Origin of the sequence: Sporomusa aerivorans (assembly GCF_041428895.1) — a bacterium.
Taxonomy (GTDB): Bacteria; Bacillota; Negativicutes; order Sporomusales; family Sporomusaceae; genus Sporomusa; species Sporomusa aerivorans.
In genome coordinates, this window is sequence record NZ_CP156926.1 from 367135 (window position 1) to 384982 (window position 17848).

General features: G+C 50.1%; 16 protein-coding genes. 13 read left to right on the forward strand and 3 right to left on the reverse strand.

The window, feature by feature from the left end; genetic code table 11:
- Positions 1-37 precede the first annotated feature (37 nt).
- Together SATMO3_RS01595 and SATMO3_RS01600 are read right to left on the reverse strand one after the other, a co-directional pair.
- The gene (locus SATMO3_RS01595) at positions 38-1201 is read right to left on the reverse strand and encodes a glycosyltransferase (RefSeq protein WP_371376578.1); all 1164 of its coding nucleotides are present in this window, start codon (positions 1199-1201) and stop codon (positions 38-40) included.
- Positions 1202-1356: 155 nt separating this feature from the next.
- Positions 1357-3276: a GGDEF domain-containing protein gene (locus tag SATMO3_RS01600; RefSeq protein WP_371376581.1), complete on the reverse strand. Its 1920-nt coding sequence runs from the start codon at positions 3274-3276 to the stop codon at positions 1357-1359.
- Positions 3277-3434: 158 nt separating this feature from the next.
- On the opposite strand from SATMO3_RS01600, the gene SATMO3_RS01605 reads away from it, so the two are divergent.
- The 4 genes from SATMO3_RS01605 (at position 3435) to SATMO3_RS01620 (ending at position 8443) form a co-directional block, all read left to right on the forward strand.
- Positions 3435-4406, forward strand: a complete 972-nt coding sequence (locus SATMO3_RS01605) for a SpoIID/LytB domain-containing protein (RefSeq protein ID WP_371376583.1) — start codon at positions 3435-3437, stop codon at positions 4404-4406.
- Positions 4407-4472: 66 nt separating this feature from the next.
- Positions 4473-6158: a spore germination protein gene (locus SATMO3_RS01610; RefSeq protein ID WP_371376585.1), complete on the forward strand. Its 1686-nt coding sequence runs from the start codon at positions 4473-4475 to the stop codon at positions 6156-6158.
- On the forward strand, positions 6145-7263 hold the full coding sequence (locus SATMO3_RS01615) for a GerAB/ArcD/ProY family transporter (RefSeq protein ID WP_371376589.1): 1119 nt from the start codon (positions 6145-6147) through the stop codon (positions 7261-7263). Before SATMO3_RS01610 ends, SATMO3_RS01615 begins: the two co-directional genes overlap by 14 nt.
- On the forward strand, positions 7253-8443 hold the full coding sequence (locus SATMO3_RS01620) for a Ger(x)C family spore germination protein (protein ID WP_371376591.1): 1191 nt from the start codon (positions 7253-7255) through the stop codon (positions 8441-8443). The genes SATMO3_RS01615 and SATMO3_RS01620 overlap by 11 nt, the downstream gene beginning before the upstream one ends.
- A gap of 7 nt (positions 8444-8450) precedes the next feature.
- On the opposite strand, the gene SATMO3_RS01625 is transcribed toward SATMO3_RS01620, so the two are convergent.
- Positions 8451-8681: a hypothetical protein gene (locus tag SATMO3_RS01625; RefSeq protein WP_371376594.1), complete on the reverse strand. Its 231-nt coding sequence runs from the start codon at positions 8679-8681 to the stop codon at positions 8451-8453.
- Positions 8682-8981: 300 nt separating this feature from the next.
- On the opposite strand from SATMO3_RS01625, the gene yabP reads away from it, so the two are divergent.
- The 9 genes from yabP to SATMO3_RS01670 all read left to right on the forward strand — a co-directional run bounded on the left by yabP (position 8982) and on the right by SATMO3_RS01670 (position 17769).
- Positions 8982-9263, forward strand: a complete 282-nt coding sequence (gene yabP / locus SATMO3_RS01630) for a sporulation protein YabP (protein WP_371376597.1) — start codon at positions 8982-8984, stop codon at positions 9261-9263.
- Between the two features lies 1 nt (position 9264).
- Positions 9265-9993, forward strand: a complete 729-nt coding sequence (locus tag SATMO3_RS01635) for a lytic transglycosylase domain-containing protein (RefSeq protein WP_371376599.1) — start codon at positions 9265-9267, stop codon at positions 9991-9993.
- Positions 9994-10099: 106 nt separating this feature from the next.
- Positions 10100-10582, forward strand: coding sequence for a spore cortex biosynthesis protein YabQ (yabQ, locus tag SATMO3_RS01640; protein WP_371376602.1), 483 nt, complete (start codon positions 10100-10102; stop codon positions 10580-10582).
- A 95-nt stretch (positions 10583-10677) separates the two neighbouring features.
- Positions 10678-10965 carry a septum formation initiator family protein gene (locus tag SATMO3_RS01645; RefSeq protein ID WP_371376605.1) on the forward strand — a complete coding sequence of 96 codons (288 nt, stop codon included), beginning with the start codon at positions 10678-10680 and terminating at the stop codon, positions 10963-10965.
- Between the two features lie 111 nt (positions 10966-11076).
- Complete coding sequence (locus SATMO3_RS01650; RefSeq protein ID WP_371381652.1) at positions 11077-11541, forward strand: S1 domain-containing RNA-binding protein; 465 nt, start codon at positions 11077-11079, stop codon at positions 11539-11541.
- A 228-nt stretch (positions 11542-11769) separates the two neighbouring features.
- Positions 11770-14229: a stage II sporulation protein E gene (gene spoIIE, locus SATMO3_RS01655; protein ID WP_371376607.1), complete on the forward strand. Its 2460-nt coding sequence runs from the start codon at positions 11770-11772 to the stop codon at positions 14227-14229.
- Between the two features lie 521 nt (positions 14230-14750).
- Positions 14751-15734, forward strand: coding sequence for an acyl-CoA dehydratase activase (locus SATMO3_RS01660; RefSeq protein WP_371376610.1), 984 nt, complete (start codon positions 14751-14753; stop codon positions 15732-15734).
- Positions 15731-16633 (forward strand): acyl-CoA dehydratase activase-related protein, encoded by a 903-nt coding sequence (locus tag SATMO3_RS01665; RefSeq protein WP_371376612.1) that lies wholly within the window; start codon positions 15731-15733, stop codon positions 16631-16633. The genes SATMO3_RS01660 and SATMO3_RS01665 overlap by 4 nt, the downstream gene beginning before the upstream one ends.
- The gene (locus tag SATMO3_RS01670; RefSeq protein WP_371376615.1) at positions 16630-17769 is read left to right on the forward strand and encodes a hypothetical protein; all 1140 of its coding nucleotides are present in this window, start codon (positions 16630-16632) and stop codon (positions 17767-17769) included. The genes SATMO3_RS01665 and SATMO3_RS01670 overlap by 4 nt, the downstream gene beginning before the upstream one ends.
- The last annotated feature ends 79 nt before the right edge of the window (positions 17770-17848 follow it).

Consider the following 17848-nt stretch of genomic DNA (forward strand, 5'->3'; position numbering starts at 1 on the left):
AAAAGAACCATCCCCTTGACAGTCTCTTTTGACATGATCAGCGTGAGGCGGCGGTTCCGGTGCTAAGTATGTTCTGCCAAACAGTGGCGGCAATTGTTTGGGCGGCGGCGGGGCGGGCAAGCAAGGCGGCCATTTCCCGCATATAGCTTAACCGCTCCGGTTTGGTAAACAATTCGTAAACAGTACCGGCCAAAGTCCGGCTGTCATGAGCCCACAGTGCGGCGCCCTTGCGGGTCAAAAAAGCAGCGTTTTCTTCTTCCTGACCGGGTATGGCGTGGTACAGCAGCATCGGCAGCCGCATGGACAGCGCTTCGCTAAGCGTGAGAGCGCCGGGCTTGGTGATTAAAAGGTCGGCAGCTGCCATAAGCTCGGGAATATGCCGCGTGTAACCAAGTACTTTGACAGGATGTATAAGATCATGGGCTTTGGCTAGCAGATTCCGCCGCAGTGTTGCATTGCGGCCGGCAACCACTATCAGATTTAAGGGCTGTGGCAGAGCATCAATGGAGAGCACGGCTTGTTCAAGATCACCCATCCCAAGACCGCCGCCCATAATCAGAATGATCGGATACCTGTTGGTAAAGCCCAAAGCCTGACGTAGAGCCGCCTGTTCGGCAGCGGCAGGTATGTGGCTGAATTTTGAGCCGACAGGTATTCCGGTAGCATGAATGCGATCCGGACAAATTCCCTGTAAAATCAGTTCCTGCTTTAGCTCAGGGGTGGCGACAAAATACAGGTCGGTTTCCTGGTAGCACCAGAGACGGTGGATAGCAAAATCAGTAATAACCCCGATGAGCGGTAAGGAAATCCGGCGGGTACGTTTCAGATAGGCAGCAGCGCCACAGGGGAAGGGATGGGTACAGATAATGGCATCAGGTCGGTGAGCCATGATTAACTTGTGCATGCTTCGTTTCATGGTTATGGCCATAAGACTCTGTACTTTACTGCCTGGCAGCGGCATCTGGGACCAGCGGTACATCAGGTCATATATATCAGGCAGGATATCAATCATTTTGAGGTAAGTTTCTTTGGCCAGCGTATTAACAAAGGAGTAGTCACCAGCCATAAAGTCAACAACCTCGGTCGCAGCCAGACTCTGGCTGTCGATGGCTGTACGGACCGCCTGGGCTGCCTGGGTATGCCCGGACCCTACCGATGCGGTTACCAGGAGAATGTTATCTAGCCTTTTTTGGGACGACAAAGCTATCACCTCGTCATAAACCTCATTTTTATTATAGCACTCGACTGTAAGCAGACTGTTAACCCTGCGTTAAAAGGGCGTTAAATCTGCTATGTAAAAAACGCCAGCGTGTATTGCTTATGCTGCAAACAAGCGCGGCGCGTTGATTGTGAAAACTATTTGAAGCTATTGACCTCATTCGCGGCAATTCGGCGGTCGTAGACGACACAGGACCCGGCCTGCTCTTTGGCTAGCTTTTTTAGATCGGCGGCTATTTCGGCAATTTCCAGATAGTTTTTGAAGGTCTGCCGTTGATTAAAAACAACAGCAATTGAAATAGATACAATGCAAAAATGTTCCGGCTGGCCTTTGCGGTTTTTTCCTTCAATATAGCCTTTGACTAAGTCATCCGGATGATACAAACCGCGGATTTCCCGGTCAAAAAGATCAATAATACTAGCAGAAATGCCTGGGACATTTTCCGGCTTGGTGATAATTATGAAATCGTCGCCACCGATATGACCTAAAAAATCGTCAGCGGAACCCGCTTTGCCGATGCTTTGACTTAAAATCTGGGCGGTCACTAGCAATACCTTATCGCCGTGCTCAAAGCCATATTTATCATTGTACGCTTTAAAGTTATCAAGGTCAAGATACATAACGGCAAAAGGTTCATCTATCCGGATCAGTTCCTTGAGTTTGTCCTCGATAACTAAGTTGCCCGGCAGGCCGGTGAGCGGGTTGGAATTGTGCGCGCGGCGGATTTGCAGGTTGGTTATGTTATTCAAAAGCGACATAACAGATACCACGCCGGCAAATTTGTCATCCTGAACAACAATAACAAAATCATAAAGGTGGTATTCTTCCCGGCTCATAGCCATTTGCGAAACTGCCTCGAGGGGCAGCTCCGCATTAACAATGAGCGGGCTTTTATCCATTACCCGCTCCACAGAGCGCCGGTAATAGAGGGAGATACCGTAATTGGTCCCCAACTGATAGTACAGCTTGTCCTTCATTAGCAGGCCGACCGGTCTGCTGCCGTCAACGACGACGATCCCGTTTACCTGCTGGGTAGTAAAAACATCTTCTATGGTATTTACCGCCGTAGCGGGACTGAAGGTAGGAACCTGTTCCACAATTTCGCCGATGGTCACACCCAAACCGTTAGCCAAACGGGATTTAACCTGTATGCTTTGTAAATTGAACTCGGCAATCAAATGAAGCACCTCCTGCGATATTTCCGGTGCAGGGAAACCCGGTCGCGCCAGCAGATAACCCTGACCGTAATGAACTCCTTTACTAATGAGGAGCGCCAGTTCGTCTGCATTTTCAATTCCCTCAGCGATGATTTTGCTCTTGATGACTGCGGCCAGATTAATCATGGCATCCAGCATAGACTGTTTCAACGGATCTTTATCAACGTTGCAGACAATAGAGCGGTCAAGTTTGATGTAGTTAGGCCTCAGAGTGGCGATAGCCTCAAGGCTTGAATAGCCGGCGCCGGCATCGTCAACGGCAATGCTGTAGCCCTGCTGCCGGTAATGGTTAAGGGACCGGGTGAAGCTCGCGAAGTCGGTTATGGCTGTCCGTTCGGTAATTTCAAAGGTTACCTGGTCCGGATTAAGGCCGTGGCGAATTAAGAGTGCTTTGGTAAGGCCGCCGCGAAATTCGGGATCTTTGACAACCTCGGCGTTCATGTTGAGAAATAAGCGCTGTTCTACGCCTAATGCAGCTATACTTTTAAGTGCCGCTTCGCGGCAAACCTGTTCCAGTGCCAGTAACCGCTTATTAAGTATGGCCGTACTAAAAAGCTGGGTGGGGAAATGGAGAGGGCTGCCTAATGGGCCGCGGCTTAGGGCCTCGTAGCCCATGATGCGTCCGGACTGTAAATTTACAATGGGCTGATAAATCGGAAAAATGCTTCTGTCTTTGATAATGATCTCCAGCTCTGCTTTCAGATCGGCTGGCGTATAGGTTGCTGCGGCCGGCAACTGGGTTCCGGGCAGGGAGATTCCGTTGGTTTGGAACACGGGATTGTTAAATGTCAATATGCCGTTATAAATACCTTCCAGCCATTGAGGAAGCTTAAATGGCAAGGTAATTCCTCCTAACAGGGATGAATTGTATATTCTCATTATAAGTTAGAAATCAGCTGGACTTTGTAATCATTGTGTTAAGTTTTTGGCATGCATGCGGTTTGTCTTTAACTGCCATAATAGTATAGAAGAAAATGTTTAGTGAGGTGGATTTTAGGATGAAAAGAAAAGTTGTGCTTTGTGTAGTACTGCTTGTTAGTTTAGCCCTGGTGTTTGGCGGCTGCAGCATGAATCCGCAGAAAAAGCCGGATATGCCGCAGACCCCGCAGTCGCAGGCAACTCCCCCTAAGGGAACGCAGAATGAGCCTGATATTACCGTGTTTATGCACGAAACAGGCGAGAAGAAAACGATGAAAATGGAGGATTATATCGCCGGCGTGGTAGCGGGTGAAATGAAAAACGACTGGCCGGTAGAAGCCTTGGCGGCGCAGGCTATTATTGCTCGTACCTTTACGGTGGAAGCTATGGAAACCAAAGGCGGGGTGCCGGAACGGGGGACCCAGGCTTCTACCGATATTAAGGAATTTCAGGCCTATAATGCCAAGGCCGTTAACGACAATGTCAAAAAAGCCGTACAAATGACACGTGGTCAGATAATGACCTACCAGGGCAAACCCATTAAAAGCTGGTTCCATGCCTCGGCCGGAGGTATTACAGCTACCGCCAAAGAAGGGCTTAATTACAAGTATGATGAGCCGCCTTATATTCAGTCCGTGCAGTCGCCTGACGATCTGGCGCCGGCGGATGTAAAAAACTGGACCATTATTTTCCCTAAGGAAGATGTTATTGCGGCTATGGGGAAAATCGGCAAGCAGGTAAAGGATATCAGCAGTATGGAAATTGCGCAAAAAGGGCCGTCCGGACGGGCCACTGTGCTGCTGGTTAATAAAGAAGTGCAGGTTTCCGGACCTGACCTGCGGGTGGCATTAGACAGTACAAAATTGAAATCCATGCTGCTGGATAAAATTGAAGTTAGTGAAGACAGCGTCACTTTTGCCGGGAAAGGTTACGGTCATGGCGTAGGCCTGTCCCAGTGGGGCGCCAACCGTCTTGCCAAAGACGGCAAGAAGCCTGAAGAAATCGTAAGTCAGTATTTCAAAGGCATAACGGTCGAAAAACGCTGGAACTAACTGGCGGCATGAGGCAGGCAAACTCCGCAGTCGATATATTAATACAGGTTGATGGGAGGTAGGGTAGTGGAGTCTGGAAACAGGGATAAAACCAAGCAAAAGAATATTCACAAGCTTTCCGCCCTGCTTCCGGACGCCTCACTTGAGCGTACCAGACAAAATCTCAAAGACCTTAAGGCCATGGTAGAAGAGAGTGCGCGACTGGGGGAAAAGATTAACCAGCTTGTAGCGGATATCAGGCAGGCTGCCGCTCCTGACGGTCAGCCCTTTATCTTCACAAACAGTCTTGACGAAAATAAACAATTGTTGAAAGTTGTCTTCCGTGACTGTGAAGATATTAAAATGCGCTCCTTCAGTCTGTATGGCAAGCCTGTACTGCTTGTATATCTGGATGGCATGGCAGATACGATTATGCTGGGCGAGAGCATTATGAAGACTTTCGCCGAAGAATCTTCGGCTCAGTCGGCAAGCAGCTTAGCATCCATAGTAAATCTGCAAACATTGATAAATGAGCAGTTAAGTGTCGCCGATGTGACAATAGTAAGCAATGCAGCTACGGCGATTGAATCAGTCATGGCCGGCAAGGCATTGCTGCTGCTTGACGGACCGCCGGAAGTTTTGGTTATTGGCGCAGTTAAGCATGTGAAGCGCAGTGTGCAGAAGGGGGCTGAGGATGTAATCCGCGGTCCCCATGATGCCTTTAACGAGACGTTGAACGATAATATCGTCTTAATCCGGCGGCGATCCAAGGACTACAATGTCAAGGTGCGTATCCTGCAGGTCGGGCTGCGAACCAAAACATCGGTCGCCGTCGTCTATGTCGCAGACCTTGTTAAACCTGGCTTGGTGGAGGAAGTGGAGCGGCGGCTCGCAAAGGTGAAAGTGGACAGGGTTTTGGCTTCCAAAATGATTGAAGAACAAATTGTGGAGCATCCCTGGACACCGTTTCCGCAGTTGCAGGAGACGGAACGTCCTGACAAAACGGTAGCGGCCATTTATGAAGGACAGGTTGCCATTATTGTAGATAATACGCCGGCCACTATGCTGGTTCCCTGTACCTATAATTTAATCATGCAAACACCGGAGGATTATACAACGCCGCCTCTGATTGCAAGCCTGATCCGGTTCAGCCGCCATATCTCGGCTTTTATCGCCATTTATCTGCCGGCCATCTATGTTGCGGTTGTCTCTTACCATCCAGGTCTTATACCCACCACTATGGCCATTTCGATAGCCGAGCTCCGGTCCAGGACCCCCTTTCCCTCATTTTTGGAGGCATTTGCCATGGAGATCCTCCTGGAGCTTTTTCAGGAAGCTATAATCCGAATGCCGCAGAAGGTAGCCGGGGCGGCAGCCGTGGTAGGGGCTCTGGTCATTGGCACAACCGTTGTCCAGGCCGGACTGGTAAATCCCTTTCTGGTGGTTGTTACGGCCATGACGGCCATTGCCTCTTATAATATGCCGAGCTGGGGGTTTGGACTGGCGCTGCGGTTCTTCCGGATTCCACTGCTCATTCTTGCCTCCATTCTGGGGCTATATGGAGTTATGATCGGTTTGCTGGCGATAACAGTACATCTATGCTCAATTAAGAACTTTGGCCAATCTTATTTAGGCGGTATGTTTAATTTTACTTTGCTGGAGGACTGGGCCGACCAACTAGTCCGGCTGCCGCAGCGGTGGCTGGGAGCCAGGCCTAAGGAATTAGGGTCACAAGACCGGGACAGACAGGGTGAGACTTTTGAGCAAACTTAATATTGACAAGCAAATATCACCATGGCAATGGGCCGTAATGAACTGTATCTTCGGTATTGGCTCGGCCACGATAACCTCCACTTTTACGCTTGCTGCGCTGGCCCAGCAGGCCGCATGGCTGGCCGCTTTGGTCGCCGGCGGGGTTTATTTTTGTGTCGCCTGGCTAATGATCCGGCTAGCCGCTTCTTTTCCTGGGCAAACTTTGTCAAGTTTCTTAAAGATCCTCTGGGGTAAGGCAGTCGGCATTGTCATAGTCTGGTTCCTTGTCCTTGCCCTCACGGCGGAAATTATCGTGCGACTGCAGCTTTTTTCCCGGGAGATTACCTTCTTTATGTTCGACCGGACACCACCGGAGGTCATTATCCTGACCATGCTGGCCGTGTCTGCTTATTGTGCGGTGCAGGACCTGGGGACCGTTCTCCAAATAAGCCAAATTTTATTTTTTACTGCTCTGCCGATGATGATGATGATCATTCTTTTAGGCTATATTTCTTTTCATGTTATTAATATCTATCCGCTATGGCCGGTAAATATTGCGGGCGTGGGCCGGGCGATAGCCGAATCCTGGGTTTACTTTTTCGGCTATGAGTTTATTCTCTATCTGCTGCCGTTTATTTACCGGGGTAATACCAGCATCGTTAAAGCCACCGGCATTGCCTTTGCGCTGAAATCGCTGCTAATGGCGGTTACCATCCTTATGGTTATCGGCGTTCATACCGTCGAGGGGCTGCAGGGATCGCCCTACCCGACAATGATCGCCATTCGCGGCGTGGAACTACCCGGCACCTTTGTCGAGCGGCTGGATAATTACCTGTTTTTTCTCTGGATTCCGATTGGTTTTATGACCTTTGCCCAGTATTTATTTTTTGCTGCGGCTATGCTGGCAGACCTGCATGGCTATAAAGATCACCGCCCCATAGTCCTGTTTTTTGTGCCGGTGCTGTTTATCGGCAGCGCGGCGCTGCACGACGCTACCGTATTTACTGAATTCTCAAAATGGATTCCCTGGCCGGGACTGTTATTCTCATTTGGGATAATACCTGCCTCCTATTTATTGGCAAGATGGAAACTGCACAGGCAGGGAGTGACGCTTGATGGGCGTTAGACAGGTGGCGGCGGGACTGCTGGTTGTATTGCTGTGCCTGGTTACGGCGGGGTGCTGGGACCGGCGCGAGCTCCAGGAACGCGGCTTTGTTATGGCGGTGGCCATCGACTTGGCCGAGGACGGACAGGCAGGCGGCAGCGCGCTGGAGTCTTACACCCGCCGGGAAGGAAGCAAGCCGCTGCGGCTCAGTGTGCAAGTCCTTAAACTCACCCCCTCCGGGGGCGGCAGTGACCAGCCAAAAGGGGAAGGCAAGACGTATGTACTCTCTAATACTGGCGTTGCCTTTCATGAGATGGTCAGGGACATGCTGGGCCAGACCAGCAAAGGGCTGTATTTTGAACATATTCAGGCCATACTTATCAGTGAAGCGGTGCTCAGGGAATATTCGCTAAAGCAGATGATCGACTTCTGGCGGCGGGACGCCGAAATGCGCTGGCGTACCCGAATTTTTGTCATTCCCGGCGAAGCGCGGGAGGTTTTATCCTTTCAGCCGCCTACCGGTGAAGCGGGAGGAATCTTCCTGGCCGGTGTAGCCAGGCTGTATACTCGCAACATGAATATTGCCTCGGCGCAAACCGATCTGGGCGCCATTTCCCAGGTGCTTGACGCCGGCGGTGACGCAATTCTTCCCAGGCTGGAATATAAAGATAACAAAGTAAAGGTGAACGGTCTGGCTGTTTTTAAAAAAGACAGATTTATAACCTATTGGGATGAATACACAATAAAAGGTATTCGCATGATTCGCGGCAACTTAAAATCAGCGGTGATAACCCTTAATTGTCCCCTTCACCCCGGCTATGGCGTCACCTTTGAGATGTTTAGGCATAACACCATTCTTGAGCCCCATGTCGAAGGCGATAAGATATACTTCACGTTAAATACGGCCTGGCGGGGTAATATCAGCGAGGTGGCGTGCCAGCAATATCACGATACCCTGGACGAAAAATTTCAGGAAAAGGCGGAAGAGCTGCTGGCCGAGGAAATTACGCATAATATCTCTTATTCACTTAACATCGCGCAGCAGGCCGGTGTTGACCCCATGAATTTTGCCAGGTATTTAAAGGCCTATGAACCGGAAACCTGGAATCGGATTAAGGATAACTGGGAGGATATCTATCCTACTATTCCGCTGTATGTAAAGGCCAGGGTATCCATCCAGAATGTCGGCGAACACAAATAAACGCAGCTTATCTTGCCAAATGGCCGCTTAGCCAAATCAGCACCAGCAGACCGGCGTACAAAATGGCAATTTTGCGAGATAACAGCTGCTCGGCCAGGCGCGCATTTTTCTTTCGCAGCGCTATGGCTAACAGCCAGGCAGCAACTGCTGTGCCCAGAAGGACAAGTAACAGTTCCATCTGCATCATATGCACAAGCAGGAAATGGATTCTCTCTCCATAACTGTATTCTTGACTCATAGTCTCACCCCGGTTAACATCGTCTGTTTATCTTAGTATGTGTATTTAATATAATCACAAGCGGTGCCAGTGAACAACTGGCGCTTTTTTTTGTCCTGCGGGAAAGTATATCGTCTGAACAAAGGCAACATCATCTTCAGCTTCCCCAAAGGCTCGGCTGAGGCCGTGTTTTCTTTACAATGAAGGAAAGTATTCTTTGGAAGCCGGTTTCCGGCGGTAATTGTTTTTGGTACTACTTGGTGCGGGCGTTTCATATACATAACTTAAGAGAAGTCATTTGCGATATGAGGAGGTAAGGGTATGCCGATAGATAACAAGACGCCGAAATGGCGGCATCAGCTTATGCTGATTGACAGGGAGGAACTAACTGTTGACGGCGTTGTCAGTCTGGGAAGCTATGACGAAAAGGAAATTGTCATGGAAACCGAGCAAGGTGTGCTGACAATCAAGGGCGAGGGGCTCAATATAAAGCAACTGAATTTAGAACAAGGCAATATTATCATTGAAGGTACTGTCAAAGGCATAAATTATGAGGAAGAAATGCGCCAGCGAAAAGGATTATTGGATCGGTTTTTGAAATAACGTGCGCAGCCGGGCGTTATCGCTATGGCTGTTCTTGCTGTTTGCGCTGGCCGCACAGTCTGTCGCCCAGGGCTTGACATACAGTCTTGCCGAGTATAGCCGCCGAACGCTGTACGCCGGCTTTTCCGCCCAGGCTGGCCGCCTGCGGGAAATAAGCGGGCTGCCTTATGCGCAGCTCATTAATGACGCCGGCAGAAAATACGGGGTAAGTCCCGAACTGGTTGCCGCTATTATTAAGGCCGAAAGTTCATTTCAGCCCCGGGCGTTGTCAAAGGCCGGGGCTTACGGGTTGATGCAGGTTATTCCCGACACCTGGCGGCTGGTAAATAGCCAAGCCGCGGTATGCAGCGGCCGCCACGAAGGAGAATGCGGCAGTGAGTGTTTTTATAATCCTGAGCTGAATATTGCCATCGGCACTTGCTATCTTAGCCAGCTTAGCAAACGGTATACCAGCCACGCCGAGTTAGCGGTGGCAGCTTATAATGCCGGACCGGGAGCGGTTGACAAATACGGTGGAATTCCACCTTACGCTGAAACAACAGAATATGTAAAACGAGTAGTCACTTACTGGTATCAGATAAGCGGGCGTCTGCCGCCAGGCGGGCTTACAGCGGAAAGCTGGGAGCAGATTGCGTTATTGCTAAACTGGGGCATTGCGCTAGACATCCTTGCTCTCATTTTTTTGGGAAAGCATTTATTCCGGCGCTATAAGTCCTTTCGCTGGCGCTAGTGCTGTGTCAACCCTGATGGGATACTGGCGGGGTATTTTCCCTAAACATTGCGTTGTTGTCAAGCGGCATTAGGGTTGGCACTGACCGCAGACAGGAGGTGAACAGGTGGAATTTTCATCGCAGGTCAGGACGTTTTTTCTTATTATGGCTACCGGGATTTTTTTAGGAATTCTGTTTGATACGTACCGTGTACTTAACAGACGCTTCCGGCCGCCGTGGTTTGTCACTGCACTGACAGATTTGGCATATTGCCTGCTTGCGGCCGGGGTTGCGTTCACCGCATTGCTGGCAGGAAACTGGGGAGAACTGCGTTTCTATGTTTTTATTGCGCTCCTGACAGGTCTGGTAATGTACTATAAGCTGGCCAGCCGCCGGGTAGTACAACTTGTTACAGCCCTGCTGCTCTTTTTGGTCACCATGTGGCAGACGGCCAAACGCGTATTCGCGATTACCATTATAAAACCCGTTTTGTATGCTACCAGGATAGTGCTGTGGCCGCTTAGGTTTACGCGCAGGCGGTGCGCAGCCTGGTATAGGAAATGGCGCCCACCGCCGTCGCCGCCGCCGGAAGAGGGGCCACCGCTGTAATACTCATGAAATTTTTATATAATTTCCCAGTTGAAAGAGGATTTGCCGTTTAAAGAGCGAATACAAGTAAGCATTAATGTAGTATGGTGATGTATATGACGCAAATAAGCAAAAAAACCAAACGGTTTAGCTGGTTCCGGCTATGTATTTTAGTTATGGCTGGATACTTTTGCTATCTTGTGATTGCCCAGCAAACCGAGCTGGCCAAAATCCGCCGGGAAACCGAGCTGGTCAATTCGCGGATGGCAGAGGCCGCTGAGGTAAATAACAGCTTGATTGCCGAGAAGGAAAAGCTTAGTACCGCCGCTTATATCGAAAAGATTGCCCGCGAACAGCTGGGACTGGTTAAGCCGGGAGAAGTGCCGTATATTCCTTCCAAATAGGTATCGTTTCTTGACACATTTTCATGTGCAAGAGTATAATATGGATTGCGGGTTCCGCCAAAACGTAATTGAAAAAAGTACGAAAGATTTTAAGGAGGAAGTTTGATTAGTATGTCCATTGAAGTTGGCAGTGTTGTAGAAGGAGTTGTGACCGGAATCACTAACTTCGGCGCGTTTGTCGAGTTACCGGGTGGAAAGGTTGGCTTGATTCACATCTCCGAAGTGGCTGACGTATACGTCCGCGATGTAAAGGATTTTTTAAAGGAACAGGACAAAGTTAAAGTTAAAGTCTTATCTGTAGATGATCGCGGCAAGATTGGCTTATCCATCAAGCAACTGCAGCCACCTGCGCCAAGAAAACAGCATGCCAACGATTTCCGCCGTTCTAATAGAGTGAACAGTTTATCCTTTGAAGATAAGTTGAGTAAGTTCTTAAAAGACAGTGATGAGCGGCTGACAGACCTGAAGCGCAACACTGAGTCCAAACGCGGCGGCAATGGCGGCCGGGGCGGCGGTGGTGGCGGCGGCGGTGGCGGTGGTGGCGGTGGTGGCGGAGCGGCTCGTCGGGCAGAATAACCCCAGCAGTAATTTTATCTGTTATTCGACAATAATTGAAGTGATTAGCTTAATTATAGAGACAGTCAACCACTTGGCAGGGAATGCCAGGTGGTTTTTTGCATTTTGAATATAATCTTTGTCGGATTTTTTTTTTCGGCCGGAACTAAAATAGACAAATAATGTATTGGAAACTTCTGTAAAATTTTACTTACAGCGTAAAACACTTTTTCCCAGAGGTGAATAATTATGCCAAAAGTATCTGTTATCACGTTGCCTGAGAAAATTTTACAGCCACCTTCGGTAAGGCCGCCGGTGGAAACTGTACAGGAGGACAAGCCCGCCTTTCCCTGGCGGTCAATTCCTGAAAGAATCAAGACAGGAGGAAGGTCTCTTTTTAGTTATCAGAATCTAGCCCTTCATGGGCTGGCATTTCTTGTTGCCCGGGTATCTCTCCTGGGCGAGTTGGCGCCATTCGGTCTGGCGTTATTTGCGGCTATTGCCGGTACAGCTCGCAAGCGGGCGCCAGTCGCCGGGGTCTGGGCGCTGGCCGGCGTGCTTAGCACCGGTTTATATCTGGAGGCAATACTATATCTTCTTTCCATGCTGCTTTACTGGCGGCTGTCAGATAGATTATCCCAATATGAACGAAAGATCCAGGCAGTGCCGCTATTTATCTTTGGCTGCGTATTTTTATGTGGGCTGGCGCTTTTACCCTGGCGGGATTCAAGCTTGTATGGCATGGTGATCGTGATTTTGGAAGCTGCCTTATGTATGGTATTGACTTTTATCTTTCAGTACGGTGCTCCCCTCTTTCTCAATCAGACCAAGCTGCGACAGGCTGGAGCTGAGGCTCTGATATGCGGCATAATGATGCTGGCGATCGCCGTGGGCGGTTTGGGAAATGTAACTGTGTTCGACTACAGTATTCGTAATGTTGCCGCTTCCCTGATTGCCATGACGCTGGCTTTTACCGGCGGCTCGGGTTTGGGGGCGTCAATAGGGGTTGTTACCGGGCTGGTCGTAGGCTTAAGCGACGGCGACGCCGCGCCGGCCATCGCAATGTATGCCATGGCGGGAATGCTGGGCGGGGTTTTTAAGGGTTTGGGTAAACCGGCCGTGTTATTGGGATTTCTTTTAGGCAGTGCCATTGCCGTATTATATTTGGGTCAGCCTAATGAATTGCTGCTGACTTTGGTGGAAGGTTCCGCAGCCGGAGCTGCTTTCATGCTGGTGCCTGTTGCCAAGTTGAATCAGTGGCGGGAAACTTGTCTGGAAGAAACCGGCGATGCCGGCGCGGCTGCGCAAACCATCCATGTTGCTGTGGACAAGCTGCATAGTATTGCCGATGTTTTTAAGGATTTGGCCAATTCATTTGACCTCAGCGGCAGCGGTGAACATGCCGCTTATAAAGAGAAGCTGCAGGAAGCCCAGTTAGCGCAAATGCTCTCAGTTGTCGGCGAAAGAGTATGCGGACCGTGTGAGCGGCGCAGTGAATGCTGGGATCAGGATTTTTATCAGACTTATCAGGCCATGCTGGATATGTTGGCTTTGGCGGAAAACGGTAAACTTAAGGCCAATGCAACGCCGGATAATATTAAAGGTTTATGTGTTAGGCGCCAGGCTTTAATCGACCTCATTGGCCAAGTTGCGGATAGTAACCGGACTCATTTGTACTGGCATAAAAAATTGACAGAATGCCGCCAGGTAACTGTTGATCAAATCAGGGCCACCGGCGTAATCGTCAGTAATTTGGCCCAGGAATTGAAAAAGGGACCGCAGAGTGACACGGAAGTGGCCGAGATGCTGGCCGAGCGGGCGGCAGTTCTTGACTGCCCGCTCGCCGATGTGAAGGTTAACAGTGAACGCGGCAAAGTGAGTGTAACTGCGCAGAAAAAAGCCTGTGGCGGGGCGCGCGAATGCGTTAACACAATTTTGCCGGCTGCTGCCAACCTGCTGCAGGAAAAAATGACGATGCATGCTTCCTGCGGCAATAAGATCAGGAATAAAAACTGCCAGCTGGCGATGGAAATGGAAGAAAGATATCATGTGGAAACCGGTATGGCAACAGCAGCCAAGAAAGGCAGCCGGGTAGCCGGTGATACCTGTGTGGCCCAGCCGGTTGGGCGGGGACGGATGGCTCTTATTCTAAGTGACGGTATGGGTAGCGGGGAAGCGGCGGCCCATGGCAGCGGGTATGCAGTAACATTTCTCCATAAATTGCTGGCGGCAGGTTTTGATATTGATACTGCGGTCAAAACAGTCAATTCTCTGCTAATGATCAAAATGCCGGGTGATTCTTTTGCTACTGTGGATATGGCCGTAGTTGACACATATACAGGAGAAACTGAGTTTCTGAAAGTGGGTTCAGTGCCCAGCTATGTAAAAAGGGTGCGGGAAGTAGCGACAATCAACCCGGCAGCTCCGCCGCTTGGAATACTGGAGAATATTGAGATTGAACCTGTTAGACGTTTGCTGGCTCCGGGAGACATTGTGGTAATGGTGAGTGACGGTATTGTTGATGCTGCCCGCGGGACTGAGAAAGAGAACTGGGTAGCCAATTTTCTCCGCCGTACAGGCAGCGAACGGCCGCAGGATATTGCCGACAGGCTGCTTAAGCAGGCTATTGAACTATCAGGCGGTTTCACTAAGGATGATATGGCGGTACTCGTTGCCAAGGTTGTCGAGAGGCCAAGCATTGTGCAGTAGTTCCCACTGCCGGAAAATTAGTGTAAACTCCCGGACTAAGCAGCCGGGAGTTTTTTTATCTACCAGAAGGTATAAGTTTGGGGGTCGCGGAGACCTTATAAAACAAGGGGTGTCAAGTACAAAATCCGGCACCGGGCTGCGCCGCTGGCGTTTAACCTCCGCTTATGCATAACGGCCGCCGGTGCCGCCATACTGTTTATGCCGGTTTGAGACAAAGGAGTGGTGGTGCGCACCCACGCAGTACCACTGTCTCGGCATATTCCCACCAGGGATGTAACTCAACCGCTGATAGTTTACCTGTGAATCATGTGGCGGGGGACGTATCCCGTATTTCCGTTGCTACCTTCGCCAAAGGCCCGGCTGCAGCCGTGTTTTCTTTACTATACAAGCAATATGTATATTTTGGGGACAACTGACAATAATATCACTGCAGGTTTAGACATTGAATTGCTGTGCAGGGAGCTGTATGCCAGAACACTTGACAGTGTTCTGGTTTTTAAAGTTATAGGGAGTGATCAGTAGTGGAGGTATACTTAGGAATTGATGTTGGCTCTGTGAGCACCAATATTGTGGTGCTCACAGCAACCGGGAATGTCGCTGACAGTCTGTATATAAGGACGCAGGGAAGGCCTATCGAGGCAGTTCAGCAAGGGCTGCGAGAGGTGGTTGACAGACTGGGTGAACTTACGGTACTGGGCCTGGGAACAACAGGCAGCGGCCGTTATCTGACAGGAATGGTCGTGGGCGCTGACAGTGTGAAAAATGAAATTACCGCGCATGCGCTGGCTGCCATGCACGTAATGCCGGATGTCAAAACCGTGCTGGAAATAGGCGGGCAGGATTCCAAGCTCATTAGTATTGACAATGGTGTTGTAACCGATTTTGCCATGAATACCGTGTGCGCCGCCGGCACAGGCTCTTTCCTCGATCAGCAGGCCGCCAGGCTAAATATTCCTATCGATCAGTTCGGCGATATTGCCCTGACTGCCGTAGCGCCGGTCCGCATTGCCGGGCGCTGTGCAGTTTTTGCCGAATCGGATATGATTCACAAGCAGCAGACCGGCCATTCGATGGCCGACATCTTGAGTGGCTTATGTCAGGCTTTGGTGCGAAATTATCTAAGCAATGTCGGTAAAGGCAAGCGGCTGGACGGGCCGGTATTGTTTCAGGGGGGAGTAGCCGCCAATAAGGGGATGCACCGTGCTTTTGAAGAGGCGTTAAAGTGCCCCGTGGTTATACCGCCTCATTTCAATGTTATGGGCGCCATCGGCGCGGCACTTTCGGCAAGGGAAGAAATGGCCGGAAAAGATAGTTCTTCGTTCCGGGGCTTTACGGCTCTTCAGGCCCTCTATACTACCAGAAGCTTCGAATGCAGCGGCTGTGCCAACCTATGCGAAGTAGTTGAACTTAAGTCTGACGCCCTCGTGCTGGGTCGCTGGGGTGACCGGTGCGGCAAGTGGAGCCAGAACGCAATTCACGCTGTAAAGGTGAGTGCCCCGGCATGAGTATTCGCGTTGGTCTGCCGCAAGGACTTATGTATTTTCAGTATGGTATTGTTTTGGAGCGGTTTTTGCAAGAGTTGGGGGCCGAGGTTGTTCTGTCCGGCGAAACCTCCCGGCAGACCCTGGATTGCGGCAGCATATTGGATGAAATGTGCCTGCCGTCCAAAGTCTTATTTGGTCATGCCTGTTATCTTAAAGATAAGGTTGACTATTTGTTTTTACCGCGTATTATCAGTATCAATCAGGGACAATTTACCTGTCCGAAAATTATTGGCATTCCGGATGTGCTTAAAAATAATGCGGGGCAGCTGCCGCCCATTATCGATATAAATGTGGATATGCGTCAAAAGAGCTGGCAATTGTACCAAGCCGTAATTGCCGTGGGGCGGGTGTTAGGACGCAATCTGTCAGCCAGTCTGTATGCCTGGATTAAGGCTTGGCGGAGCGGCACTCCGCCGGCATTGACAGAGGTGAGGGATGCAAGACCGAAAGTTGCCCTTGTTGGCCATCCCTACATTGTGTATGACCGTCAAATTAGTCTTGACATATTAGGAAAGTTAGAGCGTCTGGGTGTTTCGGTCTGTACGGCGGAGACGGTGGGAAAGAAAACAGTTGACAGGGCGGCAGCCCAACTGGGAAAAAAGCTGTTCTGGTCAAACAGTCATACGACGTATGGCGCAGCTATGGCCATGATGTCCGGCGCACAGCTTAACGGCATAATTTTTTTGACTTGTTTCGGTTGTGGTCCTGATGCTATCACCGGGGAACTCATTCGTCAACAAGCTCAGCGTCTGGCAATTCCCAGCATGCAGCTGTCATTGGACGAACATACGGCAGAAGCCGGTTTTGTCACACGGCTGGAGGCTTTTACCGACATGCTAAAACGGAGGCGCTGCCAATGATTGTAACTTTTCCCCATATGGGGATTATGAGTCTTGTCCTCAAGACATTATTCAGCACGATGGGCTGTCAGGTTTTGCCGCCGCCGCCGCTAACCAGGCGCACGCTGGAACTGGGTATTAAGTTCTCGCCGGAAACGGTATGTTTACCCTTTAAAACGACATTAGGCAACTTTATCGAAGCCTTGGAACAGGGCGCCGATACCCTTGTGACCTGCGGGGGCAGCGGACCCTGCCGCCTTGGCTATTATGCCGCTGTGCAGCAACAAATTCTGGCGGAATTAGGTTACACGTTCAGGATGATTACCGTGGAGCCGAGTATAGCCCAGATTTATAAACAGATAAAATATCTAGCCCCGGAAACCGGCTGGCAGACAATCTATCAGGCTTTCCGGTTAGCCGGCGCCAAAATGAATCTTCTGGACGATCTTCAGCGCCAAATCCATAGAATCAGACCGCGTGCCTTGGAGCGCGGTGCAGTGGAGGACATCTGGGAACAGGCTGCTCTGTCAGTCGGCGAGGCGGCCACTTTCCAACTGGTGCAAGCCCGGAGAAAAGAACTGTTTACCAAACTGCAGACGGTAAAACTAAATACTGAGGCACTGCCTTTACGCGTGGCAATAGTCGGCGAAATTTATGTTATGCTTGAGGATTTTGTTAATCAGGATCTCGAACGTTGTCTTGGCTTTATGGGAGTGGAAGTGTCAAGGACCATGTTCCTGAGTGATTATGTGCGGGGCCATATTCTCCGGCGCCGTAGTTACATCGAATTATACAAAACACTGTCAGCCATGGCCCGGCCGTACCTTGGGCATTATGTTGGCGGACACGGATTAAAAAGCATTGCCAATACGTTGTTAAAAAAACAGCAGGGATATGACGGCATCATCCAGGTATATCCGTTTACCTGCATGCCTGAAGTAATTGCTAAAAATATTCTTCCCAAAGTAAGCCGGGATGTGGATATGCCGGTATTAACACTGGCCTATGATGAACAGACCGGCGAGGCAGGCGTTATGACCAGGCTGGAGGCTTTTATCGATTTATTACGCTACCGGCAGAGGAAATGTTCCCAAACGGTACTGGGAGCCCCAATCTATATGAAATCGGCTAAAGATTCTTGCAGAGGCGGGCAGTGAGTAACACTTTGCCGCTGGCGCTTAATCTGTGCTCTTACTCACTGTCCGCCTGTAAATCTTTATTGGATGCTATATAGAA